The organism is Acidovorax sp. sif0632, assembly GCF_019218805.1.
GTDB lineage: Bacteria > Pseudomonadota > Gammaproteobacteria > Burkholderiales > Burkholderiaceae_C > Acidovorax > Acidovorax facilis.
In genome coordinates, this window is sequence record NZ_JAHUWW010000005.1 from 192566 (window position 1) to 209244 (window position 16679).

General features: G+C 65.0%; 13 protein-coding genes. 10 read left to right on the plus strand and 3 right to left on the minus strand.

The features are described 5' to 3' along the window. Nucleotides 1-265: 265 nt before the first annotated feature. Complete coding sequence (locus KW832_RS17050) at nt 266-751, minus strand: Lrp/AsnC family transcriptional regulator (RefSeq protein WP_094289647.1); 486 nt, start codon at nt 749-751, stop codon at nt 266-268. 191 nt (nt 752-942) lie between these two features. On the opposite strand from KW832_RS17050, the gene KW832_RS17055 reads away from it, so the two are divergent. The 5 genes from KW832_RS17055 (at nt 943) to KW832_RS17075 (ending at nt 10553) form a co-directional block, all read left to right on the plus strand. Beyond that, complete coding sequence (locus tag KW832_RS17055) at nt 943-4518, plus strand: indolepyruvate ferredoxin oxidoreductase family protein (RefSeq protein WP_218300827.1); 3576 nt, start codon at nt 943-945, stop codon at nt 4516-4518. Nucleotides 4519-4819: 301 nt separating this feature from the next. Then, the gene (yajC, locus tag KW832_RS17060; RefSeq protein WP_055400362.1) at nt 4820-5155 is read left to right on the plus strand and encodes a preprotein translocase subunit YajC; all 336 of its coding nucleotides are present in this window, start codon (nt 4820-4822) and stop codon (nt 5153-5155) included. A gap of 161 nt (nt 5156-5316) precedes the next feature. Then, nucleotides 5317-7200 (plus strand): protein translocase subunit SecD, encoded by a 1884-nt coding sequence (secD, locus tag KW832_RS17065; RefSeq protein WP_218300826.1) that lies wholly within the window; start codon nt 5317-5319, stop codon nt 7198-7200. Between the two features lie 12 nt (nt 7201-7212). Beyond that, nucleotides 7213-8163, plus strand: a complete 951-nt coding sequence (gene secF / locus KW832_RS17070; protein ID WP_121421621.1) for a protein translocase subunit SecF — start codon at nt 7213-7215, stop codon at nt 8161-8163. A 17-nt stretch (nt 8164-8180) separates the two neighbouring features. Then, on the plus strand, nt 8181-10553 hold the full coding sequence (locus KW832_RS17075) for a DUF1631 domain-containing protein (protein ID WP_218300825.1): 2373 nt from the start codon (nt 8181-8183) through the stop codon (nt 10551-10553). Nucleotides 10554-10616: 63 nt separating this feature from the next. On the opposite strand, the gene dprA is transcribed toward KW832_RS17075, so the two are convergent. After that, on the minus strand, nt 10617-11804 hold the full coding sequence (gene dprA / locus KW832_RS17080; RefSeq protein WP_218300824.1) for a DNA-processing protein DprA: 1188 nt from the start codon (nt 11802-11804) through the stop codon (nt 10617-10619). Between the two features lie 87 nt (nt 11805-11891). Next, entirely contained in the window at nt 11892-13109 is a 1218-nt protein-coding gene (locus KW832_RS17085) for a LysM peptidoglycan-binding domain-containing protein (protein WP_218300823.1), read from the minus strand. Nucleotides 13110-13308: 199 nt separating this feature from the next. On the opposite strand from KW832_RS17085, the gene def reads away from it, so the two are divergent. From def to KW832_RS17110, 5 genes are read left to right on the plus strand one after another with little or no spacing between them, the layout of a single operon-like run. Beyond that, nucleotides 13309-13818, plus strand: coding sequence for a peptide deformylase (gene def / locus KW832_RS17090; protein ID WP_121421624.1), 510 nt, complete (start codon nt 13309-13311; stop codon nt 13816-13818). 35 nt (nt 13819-13853) lie between these two features. Next, on the plus strand, nt 13854-14333 hold the full coding sequence (locus tag KW832_RS17095) for a hypothetical protein (protein WP_218300822.1): 480 nt from the start codon (nt 13854-13856) through the stop codon (nt 14331-14333). Nucleotides 14334-14364: 31 nt separating this feature from the next. Continuing rightward, on the plus strand, nt 14365-15354 hold the full coding sequence (fmt, locus tag KW832_RS17100) for a methionyl-tRNA formyltransferase (RefSeq protein WP_218300821.1): 990 nt from the start codon (nt 14365-14367) through the stop codon (nt 15352-15354). Then, nucleotides 15351-16175 (plus strand): AzlC family ABC transporter permease, encoded by an 825-nt coding sequence (locus tag KW832_RS17105; protein WP_055400344.1) that lies wholly within the window; start codon nt 15351-15353, stop codon nt 16173-16175. The genes fmt and KW832_RS17105 overlap by 4 nt, the downstream gene beginning before the upstream one ends. Then, a complete protein-coding gene (locus KW832_RS17110; protein WP_121421627.1) occupies nt 16175-16513 on the plus strand; it encodes an AzlD domain-containing protein in 339 nt (112 codons plus the stop codon). Before KW832_RS17105 ends, KW832_RS17110 begins: the two co-directional genes overlap by 1 nt. Nucleotides 16514-16679 lie beyond the last annotated feature (166 nt).

The window sequence follows — 16679 nt, forward strand, 5'->3', positions numbered from 1 at the left end:
CCGGTCAGGGACACGAGGTGCAGGGCCTTGCAGGCGCGTGGCGGAGAGGGTGCGCGCGGCAGCTTGGCAGCCCCGCTGTGGTTCCGCAGGCTTATACAGCACACCCTGCGCAGGAACCATTCCCTAACGCCTTGTTACCTTGCAGGGCGCCCGGCCACATCGAGCCCCTCGCCCTGGGGCGAGGGCTTGCACTGCACGGATTTGAAGCCAAAACAGGCCTTTCCGCGCGTCCATCAAGCGCTACCAGCTATTGATTTAATAGCAATCACCCTTTGACCCGCGCCAGGTGCGTGAGCGGCAGCGCCCCGCTGGCCTTCACCTCGCCCAGCGAGAAGCTGGTGTGCATGTCTTTCACATTAGGCAAGTTCAGCAGCACATCGCGCGCAAACTGCGAAAAGCTGTCCAGGTCGCGCGCCACCACCTGCAGCTCGAAGGTGCCGGTGCCGCTGATGTAGTGACACGACACGACCTCGGGGATCTGGCGGATGGCCTCTTCCATCTTGCGCGTGAGGTTGCCCGTGCTGCGGTCGGCATCGAGCCGCACAAAGGCCAGCACCCCCAGGCCGATCTTGTGCCGGTCGATCTCGGCGCGGTAGCCCTTGATGAAGCCTTGCTCTTCCAGCGCCCGCACGCGGCGCCAGCAGGGCGCGGCCGACAGGCCCACGCGCTGGGCCAGCTCGGCGTTCGTCAGGCGGGCGTCAGCCTGCAGTTCGTTGAGGATGGCGATATCGAATTTGTCGAGAGTGTTCACAAAATGGCAGCAATGAGAAAGATCCTTTCTCAGAATAGCCTAAACACGGCACAGAACGCAAAGACATATCAGCGGCGCAGACATACACTTCTCTCCACACTGGAGTCGCGGCCCTAAACGGGCGGATGGACTCTGCCCCCCACCGGCCCACAAGGCGCGGACCCCACAAAAAAGCCATTGGAGACATAGCCATGAATGCCCCACTCCCAGAATCCGTCCGCAAGGCGCTGGAAACCGTCACGCTTGACGACAAGTATTCCCTGGACCACGGCCGGGCCTTCATGAGCGGGGTGCAGGCCCTGGTGCGCCTACCCATGCTGCAGCGCCAGCGCGATGCGGTGGCCGGGCTGAACACCGCCGGTTTCATCAGCGGCTACCGGGGCTCACCGTTGGGCACGTATGACCAGGCGCTGTGGGCGGCCAAGAAGCACCTGGCGGCCAACAACATCGTCTTCCAGCCCGGTGTGAACGAAGAACTGGGCGCCACGGCCGTGTGGGGCACGCAGCAGCTGGACCTGTACCCGCAGAGCAAGAAGTTCGACGGCGTCTTCGGCATCTGGTACGGCAAGGGCCCGGGCGTGGACCGCTGCTCGGACGTGTTCAAGCATGCCAACATGGCCGGCACCGCCAAGCATGGCGGCGTTATCGCGATTGCGGGCGACGACCACATCAGCAAGAGCAGCACGGCCGCGCACCAGAGCGACCACATCTTCAAGGCCTGCGGCACGCCGGTGTTTTTCCCGAGCAGCGTGCAAGAGATCCTGGACATGGGCCTGCACGCCTTTGCCATGAGCCGCTTCTCGGGCGTGTGGTCGGGCATGAAGACCATCCAGGAGGTGGTGGAGTCCTCCAGCAGCATCAACATCGACCCGGACCGCGTGAAGATCGTGATGCCCGAGGACTTCGTGATGCCGCCCGGCGGCCTGCACATCCGCTGGCCCGACGCGCCGCTGGAGCAGGAAGCGCGCCTGATGGATTACAAGTGGTACGCGGCCCTGGCGTACATCCGCGCCAACAAGCTCAACTACAACGTCATCGAAGGCAAGAACGACCGCTTCGGCATCATCGCCAGCGGCAAGGCCTACAACGACACCCGCCAGGCGCTGGTGGATCTGGGCCTCGATGACGACACCTGCCGCCAGCTGGGCATCCGCGTGCACAAGGTCAACGTGGTGTGGCCGCTCGAAGCCACCATCACGCGCGACTTTGCACAAGGCCTGCAAGAGATCCTGGTGGTGGAAGAAAAACGCCAGGTCATCGAATACCAGCTGAAAGAAGAGCTGTACAACTGGCGCGCCGACGTACGCCCCAATGTGCTGGGCAAGTTCGACGAGCCCGAAGGCGATGCGACGGGCGGCGAATGGAGCATGCCCAACCCCAGCCAGAACTGGCTGCTGCGTGCCAAGGCCGACCTGACCCCCGCCATCATCGCCAAGGCGATTGCCAAGCGCCTGAAGAAGCTGGGCGTGTCGAGCGACATCATCGCGCGCATGGATTCGCGCATTGCCGTCATCGAGGCCAGCGAACGCGCGATGACGGAGCTGAAGGTGGACACGGGCGAACGCGCCCCATGGTTCTGCAGCGGCTGCCCGCACAACACCAGCACCCGCGTGCCCGAGGGCTCGCGCGCCGTGGCCGGCATTGGCTGCCACTACATGGCCAACTGGATGCCGGACCGCAACACCAGCACCTTCACGCAGATGGGTGGCGAGGGCGTAACCTGGGTGGGCCAGGCGCCGTTCACCACCGACCAGCATGTGTTCGCCAACCTGGGCGACGGCACCTACTTCCACAGCGGGCTGCTGGCCATCCGCCAGTCGATCGCGGCGGGCACCAGCATCACTTACAAGGTGCTCTACAACGACGCCGTGGCCATGACCGGCGGCCAGCAGGTGGGCGAGCGGCCTGAAGGCCACTCGGTGCTGCAGATCATGAACAGCCTCAAGTCCGAAGGCGTGGTCAAGCTCATCATCGTGACCGACGAGCCGCAGAAGTACGACGGCGTACCGCTGGCCGAGGGCGTGACGGTGCACCACCGCGACGAGCTCGACACGCTGCAGCGCCAGTTCCGCGAGATCAAGGGCTGCACGGTCATCATCTATGACCAGACCTGCGCCACCGAAAAGCGCCGCCGCCGCAAGCGCGGCACCCTGGCCACGCCCGACAAGACCGTGGTCATCAACGAGCTGGTGTGCGAGGGCTGCGGCGACTGTTCGACGAAGTCCAACTGCTTGTCGGTGGAGCCGGTGGAGACGGAATTTGGCCGCAAGCGCCGCATCAACCAGAGCACCTGCAACAAGGACTACTCGTGCGTGAACGGCTTCTGCCCGAGCTTCGTCACGGTGGAAGGCGGCAAGCTCAAGAAGCCCAAGAAGGAGAAGAAGGGCGACTTGTCGGCGCTGCCGTCCATTCCTGAGCCGGTGCTGCCGGTGGCCGAGGCCGCTTGGGGCATCGTGGTCGGCGGCGTGGGCGGCACGGGCGTGATCACCATCGGCTCGCTATTGGGCATGGCGGCGCACCTGGATGGCAAGGGCGTCATCACGCAGGACGCTGGCGGCCTAGCGCAAAAGGGCGGCGCCACCTGGAGTCACATCCAGATCGCCAACCGCCCCGAAGCCATCTACACCACCAAGGTCGATACGGCCAAGGCGGACCTGGTGATTGGCTGCGATTCCATCGTGGCGGCCCACAAGTACACGCTGGCAGTGATGCAGCCCGGCCGTACCTTTGTGGCGCTGAACACCCACAGCACGCCCACGGCGGCTTTTGTGACCAACCCGGACTGGCAGTTCCCCGGCGCCAATTGCGACAGCGCGATTGCCGCAGCGGTCGGCGCAGGCGGTGTGGGCAGCTTTGACGCCGAGCAGGTGGCCACGCAGCTGCTGGGCGACAGCATCTACACCAACCCGCTGATGCTGGGCTACGCCTGGCAAAAGGGCCGCGTGCCGCTCACGCTGGCATCGCTGATGCGCGCCATGGAACTCAACGGCGTGCAGGTGGACAACAACAAGGCCGCGTTCGAATGGGGCCGCCGCTGCGCGCACGATCTGGCGTCGGTGCAGGCGCTGTTCCAGGCGGCGCAGGTGATCCAGTTTGTGAAGAAGCCCTCGCTGACCGAGATGATCGCCAAACGTGTCGAATTCCTCACTGGCTACCAGAACGCGGCCTACGCGGCCGAGTACCACGCGTTTGTCGAGAAGGTGAAGGCGACCGAATCGCGGCTGGACGTCGGCACCCGCCTGAGCGAAGCCGTGGCCCGCTACCTGTTCAAGCTCATGGCGTACAAGGACGAGTACGAAGTGGCGCGCCTGCACACCGACAAGGCCTTCACGGACAAGATCGCGAATATGTTCGAAGGCGACTACAAGCTGGTGCACCACCTGGCACCACCCATGACGGCCAGGAAGAACGACAAGGGCGAACTCGTCAAGCAGCCCTTCGGCCCCTGGATGCGCAGCGCTTTTGGCCTGCTGGCCAAGATGAAGGGCCTGCGCGGCACGGCGCTGGACGTGTTCGGCAAGACCGAGGAGCGCCGCATGGAGCGTGCGCTGATCGTGGAATACCGCGCCTGCATCGACGAACTGCTGGCCACGCTGAATGCGGACAACCTGGCCCTGGCCGTGGAGATCGCCCGCATCCCCGAAGAGATCCGGGGCTATGGCCACGTGAAGGAGCGCCACCTGAAAGCGGCACGCCCCAAATGGGACGGCCTGATGGCCCAGTGGCGCAGCGGCAAGGTGACCGAGCCCCGGCGCCAGGCGGCCTGACCCACGGCCCGCAGCGGCCGTTTGGGGCGGAGAGCCCGCGCCTGGCGCGGGCTTTTTGCTATTAATTGATGAGCTATAAATGCATGACCATCAAGCGCTAGCAGCCATTTTTACCCAAATAACTGTCAACCCATCCCTTGCGCCGCCTGGCGCGGCAAACACCCGCTGCCGCCTTGGGTCTTCCTCCTGGGGACACAGGCGAGGCGCCGCATACAATGCCCTGTTCTGCCCTGACAGGCGCTATGGCGCTTGCCTCTGGCGGGTTGTGTGAATTTTGAACATCCGTTGTGGAGTCCAGTCCGTGTTTATTTCTTCCGCTTTTGCCCAAACCGCACCCGCAGCAGCCGCTGGCGGCGGCGACATGATGTCCACGCTCACGGGCATGCTGCCCCTGGTACTGATGTTTGTGGTGCTGTACTTCGTCATGATCCGCCCCCAGATGAAGCGCCAGAAGGAACACCGCGCCATGATCGAAGCCATTGCCAAGGGCGATGAAGTGGCCACCGCTGGCGGCATCGTTGGCAAGGTGACGCGCCTGTCCGAAGGTTTCCTGCACATCGAGATCGCCAGCGGCGTGGAAGTGCAGCTGCAGCGCAGCGCCGTGGTTCAGGTGCTTCCCAAGGGTTCGGTGAAGTGAGGATCAACCCCCTGAGCGGCTGCGCCGCTTCCCCCTTCTCTCGCGCTGCGCGCGGGAAGGGGGACGACGCCCGTGGCCTGGCAACGCCAGTTCCACGGTGTCCGCTGGCATGAGGGGATCGGCGCACACAGCGCCTGAAATACTGAGATAAGAGCGCGATCATGAACCGTTATCCGGTCTGGAAGTACGCGATCCTGGTGATCGTGCTGCTGGTGGGGGTGTTGTACACCCTGCCCAATTTCTTCGGCGAGGCACCTGCCGTGCAGGTTTCGTCGGCCAAAGCCACCGTCAAGGTGGATACCGCCGTGCAGCAGCGGGTGGAAGAGGCGCTCAAGGCGGCTGGCGTCACGCCAGACTTCGTGGAACTGGAAGGCAACTCGGTGCGCGCGCGTTTCGATGCGCCCGACACGCAGCTCAAGGCCAAGGACGCGATCCAGAAGGCCCTGGTGCCCGACGCCAGCGATCCCTCGTTCATCGTGGCGCTGAACCTGGTGTCCCGCTCACCCGTCTGGCTCAAATCTCTGCACGCCAACCCCATGTACCTGGGCCTGGACCTGCGCGGCGGCGTGCACTTCATGCTGCAGGTGGACATGCAGGCGGCCTTGACCAAAAAAGCCGAGTCGTACGCAGGCGACATCCGCACCGCACTGCGCGATAAGAGCATTCGCCACGGTGGCATCAGCCGCGAAGGGCAGAACATCGACATCAAGGTGCGCGACGAAGCCACGATGACTGCAGCCCGCAACCTGATTGCGGACCAGTTCCCCGACCTCCAGGTCGCCAGCACGCCCGAGGGCACTGAGTTCAAGCTGCGCGTTGCCATCAAGCCCGAAGCCACGCGCAAGGTGCAGGAGCAGGCGCTCAAGCAGAACATGGTCACGCTGCACAACCGGATCAACGAACTGGGCGTGGCCGAACCCGTGATCCAGCAGCAGGGCCTGGACCGCATCGTGGTGCAGCTGCCCGGTGTGCAGGACACGGCCAAGGCCAAGGACATCCTGGGCCGCACCGCCACGCTGGAAGTTCGCCTGGTGGACGAGGGCACCGAAGCCCGCGCCGCCGAGACTGGCCGTGGCCCCGTGCCGTTCGGCTCGGAACGCTATCTGGAACGCAGCGGCCAGCCGGTCATCGTCAAGAAGCAGGTGATCTTGACCGGCGAGAACCTGACCGATGCCCAGCCGGGCTTTGACGGCCAGACGCAGGAACCCACTGTGAACCTCACGCTGGACGCCAAGGGTGCACGCATCTTCAAGGACATCACGCGCGAGAACGTAGGCAAGCGCATGGCCATCGTGCTGTTTGAAAAGGGTAAGGGCGAAGTGGTGACCGCGCCGGTGATCCGCACCGAGATCGGCGGCGGGCGCGTGCAGATTTCGGGCCGCATGACCACGGCCGAAGCCAACGACACCGCGCTGCTGCTGCGCGCCGGTTCGCTGGCGGCGCCCATGGAAATCATCGAAGAATTCACCATCGGCCCCAGCCTGGGCGCCGACAACATCGAGCGCGGCATCAACAGCGTGGTCTGGGGTCTGATCGCGATTGCCATCTTCATGTGCGCCTACTACATGCTGTTTGGCGTGTTCTCCAGCATTGCGCTGGGCGTGAACGTGCTGCTGCTGGTGGCGGTTCTGTCGATGCTGCAAGCCACACTCACATTGCCGGGCATTGCCGCTATGGCCCTCGCGATTGGGGTGGCCATTGACTCGAACGTGCTGATCAATGAACGCATCCGCGAGGAGCTGCGCTCGGGTGTCTCGCCACAGGCGGCCATCCATACGGGCTACGAGCGTGCCTGGGCGACGATTCTCGACTCCAACGTGACGACCCTGATTGCAGGCCTGGCCCTGCTGGCCTTTGGCTCCGGCCCGGTGCGCGGGTTTGCCGTGGTGCATTGCATCGGCATCCTGACCAGCATGTTCTCGGCCGTGTTCTTCTCGCGGGGCCTGGTGAACCTGTGGTACGGCCGCCAGAAGAAGCTCAAGAGCGTGTCGATCGGTACGGTCTGGAAGCCAGATGCCGACACCGCCGTGGCCAAGACGAACTAAAGGACAACGGCCATGGAATTCTTCCGCATCAAAAAAGATATCCCCTTCATGAAGCACGCGTTGATCTTCAACGCGATCTCCTTCATCACCTTTGCCCTCGCAGTGTTCTTCCTGCTGACCCGCGGCCTGCACCTGTCGGTGGAGTTCACCGGCGGTACGGTCATGGAAGTGGCCTACAGCCAGCCCGCCGAACTGGCCAAGGTCCGCGAGACGGTTTCCGGCCTGGGCTATCCGGACGTGCAGGTGCAAAACTTCGGCACCGCCCGCGACGTGATGATCCGGCTGCCCGTGCAAAAGGGCGTCACATCCGCGCAGCAAAGCGAGCAGGTGCTGGGCGCGCTCAAGGCCGCTGACCCCGAGGTCACGCTGCGCCGCACCGAGTTCGTCGGCCCGCAGGTGGGTGAGGAACTGGTGCACGGCGGCCTTATGGCGCTGGCCATGGTGGTCGTGGGCATCGTGATCTACCTGGCCTTCCGCTTCGAGTGGAAGTTCGGGGTCGCCGCCATCATTGCCAACCTGCATGACGTGGTGATCATCCTGGGCTTCTTCGCGTTCTTTCAGTGGGAGTTCTCTCTGTCGGTGCTGGCTGCTGTGCTGGCCGTGCTGGGATACTCGGTCAACGAGTCGGTGGTGATCTTCGACCGGATCCGCGAGGCCTTCCGCAAGTACCGCAAGATGAGCACGCACGAGGTGATCGACCACGCCATCACGAGCACGATGAGCCGCACCATCATCACCCACGCATCGACCGAGGCCATGGTGCTGTCGATGTTCTTCTTTGGCGGCCCCAGCCTGCACTACTTTGCGCTGGCGCTGACGATCGGCATCCTGTTCGGCATCTACTCGTCCGTGTTCGTGGCAGCCGCCATCGCCATGTGGCTCGGCGTAAAACGCGAGGACCTTGTCAAGCCCGTCAGAAAAGATGGGGATCCGAATGATCCCCATGCCGGAGCCACCGTCTGACCCGCTAATATCTGCCCATGCAGCCCACGCCCTCTTCCGTTCCGCAGCGCCGCCTGGCCCGCCAGGCGCGCCAGCGGTTCGTAGAGGGCATCTGTGCAGGGCTCCCGGACCTGGACAAGACGGTCCTGGACCTCCTGACAACGCTGATGACCCAGACGGGCACGGCGCGCGAAATGCAGTCGCACCGCGATGCCTGGATGCGGTACCAACAGCACCACGCAGCCTGGACAGATCGCGCCGGCAAGGCTTGGCGCGATGCGTTGGCCCCCCACAGCAGCACCACCCGGGGTGCCCTGGCAGCCAATGGCGCAAACCCCCAGTTCGAACTGTTGAGTGACGACGTGGTGGAAAACAAGATCCTGGCTTCGCGCATGGCCCTGACGGTCAGCGAACAGGTGAGCCAGCAGTTCGACACACTGCGGCAGCGCACCCAGTCGCTGGAAGGCCAGGAACTCGACAGCAGCGACATCCTCCGTCCGGAAGCCGTGTGCCTGCTGCTGGTCGAGCAGTGGGTGGAGGCCGGACTGCCCCGCACCGACCTGCAGACCGTGGTGGATCCGCTGCAGCGGGAGTTGGCCAACCTGCTCCAGAAACAGTACCAGGCCGTCAACGTGTTCTATGTGGAACAGGGTGTGACGCCACAGGCGGACCTGAAGTCCCGCGTGCGGCGCACGGCAGGGGGGGCGATCACCGGCAGCGGTGGGAGCAATGACTCCGGGGCCGGAGGCCTGGCCTCCCAGGCCCTGGCCCAGACCCGGGATGCCATGGCGGCAGCGCGCGGGGGCATGGTGCCCCCCCAAGGCGGTCGGCCTATGCCCCAGCATCCGTCCCGCATGCCCCCACCGGGCTACCCGCAGCACGGAATGCCCACTGCGTTTGCCACCGGCATGACTCCGCTGGCACGCGCCCGCCAGCGCGCCCACGGTGTGATGGGGCAACTGCGCAGGCTGCTCACACAGCCCGCCACCGGCTTCGACATGGTCAATGCCCCACCAGCGTCTGCGGCGCTGGCCCATGCACTGACCGCCCACCGTGTGCACGCCGATACGTACTACAGCGGTGTCGCCACCCTGATGGAAGACTACAGCCCTGCGGCCGTGGTCCAGTTGGCAGGTGCCGTGCGCGAACGCTCGACCGAACTCAAGAAAAAGGCCTCGACGGCCGGTGAAAAAGCCATCATCGAAGTGGTGGCCCTGATGTTCCAGAGCATCCTGGCCGAGGACCGCATCCCGCCAGCCGTGCGCGTGTGGTTTGCGCGACTTCAGGTGCCTGTGCTGCGCGTGGCACTGGCCGAGCCAGAGTTTTTCAGCAACCTCAACCACCCAGCGCGCCAGCTGATCGACCGTATGGGCGCCTGCGTAATGGGCTTTGATGCGACCAGCATCAATGGCAGCGCACTGGAGGCGGAAATCCGCCGCGTGGTACAGGTGATTGAGCAGTACCCTGAAACCGGCCGCCGGGTGTTCCAACTGGTCTACGACGAGTTCGAGAAATTCCTGTCCAAGTTCCTCACCGAAAAGCAGGCTACCTCGCGCCTGGTGACGGTGGCTCAACAGGTGGAGCAAAGGGAGACGCTGGCGATCCAGTACACCATCGAGCTGCGTACCATGCTGCGCGACATGCCGGTGCGCGACGAGATCCGCGAGTTTCTGTTCAAGACCTGGGCCGAAGTCCTGGCCCTCTCGGCCGTGCGCGACGGCCCCCAGCACGCAGACACCATCTCGCTCAAGCGCACAGCCGCCGACCTCGTCTGGGCCGCCAGTGCCAAGCCCAACCGCAGCGACCGCGCGCAGGTCATCCAGAATCTTCCTGGCCTGCTGCAGCGACTGCGCCAGGGGCTGGCCCTCATGGGCGTGAACGGCGCGCCGCAGGACGCCCAGATCAAGATCCTCACCGACACCCTGGCCGATGCCTTCCTGTCCAAGACGGCCTCCATCCCGCAGGCCCACATTGACGCCATGGCCAAGCGCCTGGCCAATCTGGAGGACTTTATTAGCGACGCCACGCTGGGCGACATGCCGCTCAATGCCGACAACATCGAAATGATGCTGGGTATCGACGCTTCGTCCATTCACGTGGTCGCCGACAACGGCGCCCCGGTGGAAGACGCCATGGTGGCCTGGGCCCAGGAACTGCAGCCTGGCACCTGGTACACACTGGACCACAACGGCGCATCGGCCCAGGTGCAGTACGCGTGGCAAAGCCAGCGCAAGCAGCTGCACCTGTTCGCAGCCGTGGATGGCAGCAGTTACCTGATTCAGCTGCGCAGGCTGGCTGCGTACTTGCAAGCGGGCTTGCTCGTAGCCCAGGACGAAGAAGGCCTGACCTTGCGCGCCACGCGCGATGCACTGGCCAAGCTGGACGCAAACCCCGAGCGGCTGCTGGACTGACGCGGTTTCAGGGGCATCAAGACGATGCCTGTGCCACCGGGCAACGAGAGGTCACCGCCAGCGTCAGGCGCTGCCCAGCCGCTGGTACAGGCCGCCGGGCAGACGCGCCACCTGGCCATCCAACTCCAGCTCCAGCAATTCCACCTGCAGCGACGCCGCATCCATGCCCGTGCGGGCCACCAGGGCATCCACCCCCATGGGGTCAAAACCCAGCGCCTGCAACAGGGGGCTTTCAGTCTGGCGAGTGTCGATATCCCTGCTGCCTTCTTCGTCAAGCACGGCAGCGCCAGAAGAGGCGCTCTGCTTGCCTGCCGCAGGGGGCATGCGCAGTTCTTCCAGTACATCCTGCGCGGACTCCACCAGCTTGGCGCCCTGGCGTATGAGCGCATGGCAACCCCGCGATTGCGGTGCGTGAATGGAGCCGGGGATGGCAAAAACCTCGCGGCCCTGTTCCGCCGCCATTCGGGCGGTGATCAGCGAACCAGACGCCAACGCCGCCTCGACCACGAGAGAGCCTTGAGAGAGGCCGGAGATGATACGGTTGCGCTTGGGGAAATTGGCGGCCAGCGGTGGCGTGCCCAGGGGGTATTCGCTGACCAACACCCCGTGGGCTGCGATGCGGTGGGCCAGGTCAAGGTTCTTGCGGGGGTAGACGCGATCCAACCCGGTGCCCACGACCGCAATGGTGGCGGGTGTTGCCTCCGCAAAGGGGTCGGAAGACACATCCAGCGCACCTTCATGGGCTGCCGCATCCACACCCAGCGCGAGCCCCGAGACGATGGTGAAGCCCGCCCCCCGCAGTGCGCGCGAAAAAAGCCGCGCGTTGTCCGCGCCCTGTGCCGTGGGGTTGCGGCTTCCGACCACGGCCAGGCACCGGCCGGTCGGGAACGGGTTTTGCGCCACCAGCCGGGCCGCCCCCATCAGGTACATGAGCAGCGGGGGATCTTCGGTGTCCAACAGCGACTGGGGATACCGGGCATCCCCCAATGTGATCACCGCACGGGCAGGTCCTTGTGGGTCTGCTCCCTCCAGCCAATGCCAGGTGGTCTCCAGCAACGCCTCCCATCCGCTGGGTACGGTACACAGCGCCTTGGCCTGGGCCAAGGTCACACAGTGCTGCAAGGCAGATTCGGGTTGGCGGAAGATGTCCTGCGGCAGCCCAAAACGGGCCAGCAGGCGCCGCGCGGCGCCATTGCCCACGCCCTGGGAAAGCGTGAGGCGCAACCAAGCGCCCAGCTCGTCGCGGTCCATGGAGGCAGTTGATAGAAGAACCACGGCGACGCCAGCCCCGCCGCCGCGCCACCAACAGGCAGCCGCGCGGCTTCAGCCAGTCCGCCGTTATTCCTGAGGATTGATCAGGCGGTCGCCCACGCGCACGCCGCTGCGGATTTCCAGCAGCAGCGCGTACGAGACGCGGTCGAAGGTTCGGAACACCATGGCCGTCCCGTTGCTCTCGCTGGGTAGCTTGATCATGGTCTTCCCCTCGCCAGTCACATCCTTGATGCGGTCGCCCTGGGTCAGCAGCGACAGGACATGACCTGGCTCAATGCCGTCTTGCGAACCCATGTTGATCGCAACCACCTGGTTCTGGGCGGCATAGGCTGCCGAGAAGCTGCCGTAGATGGAGACGATGCGCGCGTCCACATCGATGTGGGGCGCTCGTGGGGTGTAGCTGGTGAAGACCCGGGCAGGCGCTGGCAGGATGCGGTCCCCTGCGCGTATCTCTTCCTTGGTGCCGGACAGATCCACAGTGGCAGGCACATATTCAGAGACATAGCCGCCCTTGCCGTTGGGAATCTCTTCAAAAGACTCGCCACGCACCAGCTCGGCCTTGCCCAGGTACTGCGCTTCGTACCCCAAGATTTCACCCGTCACCGGATCCTTCATGGCCACGGCATCGCGGAAAACACGGAAAAAGCGGGGCTCGCCAGGTTCTGCACGGACGGGGGCGGATGCATCGCCGCGCACATAGGCGCGGTCGCCGCTGGCCATGAGCACGCGATCTTCGGTGGTGGCCACAATGCGGGGAGCCCGTTGCAACACGTCGGCATCCACCACCAGAGGCTCCACGAGGAAGGGCTCAATCAGGTGAGACTTGAGAGTGGGGAGCGCCGTGCTGGCCAGACTGTCGCTGCGGGTGCGGGGCGACACGCGCACCGTCTGAGGCTCTGAATCCGACACGCCAGGGGGTGTCGTCCGCAGGCGGGCGTAGCTGCCATCCTTGTCCAGGTAAAGCGTCTGGCCCGGATAAATCAGGTGCGGGTTTGCAATGGCCTTGAGGTTCATGCCCCACAGTTCGGGCCAGCGCCAGGGCCGCTTGAGGTACAGACCCGAAATACCCCACAACGTGTCGCCGCGCTGCACCGTGTAGGTGTCCGGGGCGTTGGGCGCCAGCTCGGACAAGGGGATGCCACGCTCCGACACTTGCTGTGCCGTGGCGCGCTGACCGCTGGAGATGGGAGGGGTCTGGGCCTGAGCCGGTGCGACCAGCAAAGCGCCAGCGATGATGGTGAGCGCGCCCAGGGCGGTCCGCCGCACGCTGGTGAATGCTGTCATGTTGTTCCTTTTCTCATGCATTGGGAAACGCCCCCTCGCTGGCACCTCGACGCACGGAGCAACCGCGCAGCCGGGCAAATACGTTACAAAGCTTCTTAGATTCTCTGCTCAAGCCCTTGATTCGGCAACGATTATTGGCTGGCGGCGCTGCAGCAGGCCTTAAAAGTGGCGAAAATAGCGACATCTCTTGGCAGCTTTCATGGCAATCCTTCCCATTCTCTGTTACCCGGACCCCCGGCTTCACAAGGTTGCACGCCCCATTGCGGCGGTGGACGACCGCATCCGGACGCTGGTCTCCGACATGCTGGCCACCATGTACGACGCCCATGGCATTGGCCTGGCCGCCACCCAGGTGGACGTGCACGAGCGCCTGGTGGTCATCGACGTTTCTGAGGAACGCAACCAGCCGCTGGTGCTCATCAACCCTGAATTGGTCTGGACCAGTGCCGAAAAGCACCTCAACGAAGAAGGTTGCCTCTCGGTGCCCGGCATCTACGACGGCGTTGAACGCTTCGATGCCGTGCATGTGCGGGCACTGGACGCCCAGGGCCAGTCCCGCGTCATTGAGGCCGATGGCCTTCTGGCGGTGTGCATCCAGCACGAGATGGACCATCTCATGGGCAAGGTGTTTGTGGAATACCTCTCCCCACTCAAGCGCAACCGCATCAAGACCAAGATGGTCAAGCAGCAGCGGGGGGCGCGCGAGTGACCGGTCCGGCGCTCTGCACCCGCAGGGGTGGCGGAGTGCTGGCGCGCCTGGCGCTTCTTGTGCTGGCGGTGCAAATTTCGGGCTGTGCGCTGCCAGCCCGCGAAAAAACCGGCGCGCTGCGCGCAGAGGTGGTTGCCCGTCTGGGGCCACCTACGGCGGTGTTTGCGCTTCCGGCCGGCGAGCGGCTCCTGTACTCCGAACTGCCCGCAGGGTTTGCGGCCTACAACCTGGATTTCGACGCCAGCGGCAGGCTGGTGCGCAACGAGCAGGTGCTGACGCAGGCACGCTTTGAGAACCTTCCCGTGGGCGTATGGACCACCGCCGATGTGCAGCGCACCTTTGGCCCGCCTTTGCGCGTGGAGCGTGTGGCACGGTTCGAGGGCGACATCTGGACCTACCGCTTCCGCCAGAACTCCGACCCGCGCCTTGCCCACGTCCACCTGGACCGCCAGGGCGTGGTTCGGCTGGTGATGTTCACGGACGAGCTTCCCCATTTTGACAACACGCGCGACTGAGTGCGTACTTACCTCCTGACAACGGTTTCCCATGAGAGTCATTTTTGCAGGCACGCCCGAATTTGCCCGCGTGGCGCTGGAGCGGCTGCTGGCCGCAGGGTTCACGGTGCCCCTGGTCCTAACCCAGCCCGACCGCCACGCCGGGCGCGGCATGAAGCTGCAGGCCTCCCCCGTCAAGCAATGCGCGCTGGAACACGGCATCCCGGTGGCGCAGCCCCGCAGCCTGCGCCTTGACGGCAAATACCCCGACGATGCAGCCGCCGCACGCGATGCGCTGGTGGCTGCGCAGGCCGATGTGATGGTGGTGGCCGCCTATGGACTCATCCTGCCGCAGTGGGTGCTGGACCTCCCGGCCCAAGGCTGCCTGAACATCCACGCCAGCCTGCTGCCTCGCTGGCGGGGCGCCGCGCCCATCCATCGCGCCATCGAGGCCGGGGATGCCGAAACCGGCGTCACCATCATGCAGATGGATGCCGGCCTGGACACCGGCGACATGCTGCTGATGGAGCGGCTGGCCATTGCGCCCACAGACACCACCGCCACCCTGCACGACCGGCTGGCCGCGCTCGGGGGCCGCATGATCGTGGAGGCTCTGGAACTGGCCGCCTGTGGAGGGCTGAAGGCTGTGCCCCAGCCCGCCGAGGGCATCACCTACGCCCACAAGATCGAGAAGGCCGAGAGCACCATCGACTGGTCGCTGCCCGCCACGGTGATCGGCCAGCGTATTCGGGCGTTTGACCCGTTCCCCGGAGCCAGCACCGAATGCGCCGGGGAAACGATCAAAGTGTGGAGTTATGAAATTGATAGCAATAAATCGAATACGGATAAGCGCCAGGGCCAAATTTTGTCCGTAAATGGCGACGGAGTGACGGTCGCCTGCGGCGAAGGCACGCTGCGCCTGACCACCTTGCAGCGGGCGGGGGGCAAGCGGCTCGCAGCGGCCGATTTCTTGCGGGGCTTTGACCTGCAGCCCGGCATGGTGCTGGGCGCTGCACCCACTACCGCCGCGACACCGGCATGAGCCGCCGGGCCGCCATCGGCAACACACTGCGCCACCCCTCCTTTCGCGTGGCCGCCGTCGACATGGCGGGCACGGCCGTGGGCATCGGGGCCTGGGGCCTGGTCACCGGAGTGGTCATGGTCAAGAGCGGGCTGCCCGTTGGGATGGCCATCTTCATGTCGCTGGTGGTGTATGCCGGTAGCGCGCAGCTAGCGGTCATCCCTTTGATGGCGGTGGGCGCGCCGCTGTGGGTGGTCTGGCTCACGGCGAGCTGTGTGAACCTGCGTTTTGTGATCTTCAGCAGCATGTGGCGCAGCTACTTCGCGCACCTGCCGCTGCGCCAGCGCCTGGCGGTGGGCTATTTCAGCGGCGATGTGATCTACGTGGCCTTCATGAAGCGCTTTCCGGAGCCGCGCCCCCAACCCGAGCAGGTGCCGTATTTCTGGGGTGCTGCCAGCACCAACTGGCTGGCCTGGCAGGTGCCGTCCATCGCCGGCATCCTGCTGGCCAATGCCGTGCCGCTGTCCTGGGGCCTGGGATTTGCGGGCGTGCTGGCGCTGCTGGGTGTGCTGCTGTCGCTGCTGTTCGACCGGGCCACCTGGCTGGCCACCGGTGTCGCCGCCACGGCTGCGATTGCCGCGTTTGCACTGCCGCTCAAGCTCAACATCCTGGTGGCCATTGCGGCAGCGGTGGCTGCGGGCCTCTTGATGGAAGCAGTGGACCGTCGCCGCCACAAGCCCGAACTGGTCCTGTTGCCCGCCGACAGCGTGCTGCCCCCTGAAGAACGCGAGCAGGTCGAGGCGGGCGATGTGGTGCCACTGCGCGAGGAGCGCCATCCATGATGAACGACTGGTCCTGGATCGAACCCGCCATCGCCATCTTCGGCCTGGCCGTGATCACCGTGGTGTCGCGGTCGTTCTTCATGATCCCCGAGCGCGAGCTGCCCCTGCCCGACTGGCTCAAGCGCGGGCTCAAGTACGCACCGCTGGCCGCCCTCACCGCCGTGATCGCGCCCGAGATCCTGATGACCCAGGGCGAACTCATCGGCACGTTCATGGACGCGCGCATCCCTGCCGTCCTGTGTGCCACTGCCTACTACTTCTGGCGGCGCGGCATCCTGGGCACCATCGTGGTGGGCATGGTGGTGTACCTGCCGCTGCACATCGGCTGGAATTGGTAGAGAAGCACCCCCTGAGCCGTGTGCGTCAGTGCCGCCGCCAGAGGCGGTGGCTCTTCGGTGCAGTCCAAGCCTGCGCAGGCAGGCTTGGAGCCGCTGCCCCTCAGCCCCCAGGGGGACGACGCCAGTGGCCTGGCAGAGCCAGTTCCACGGGTGCACTGGCACGGGC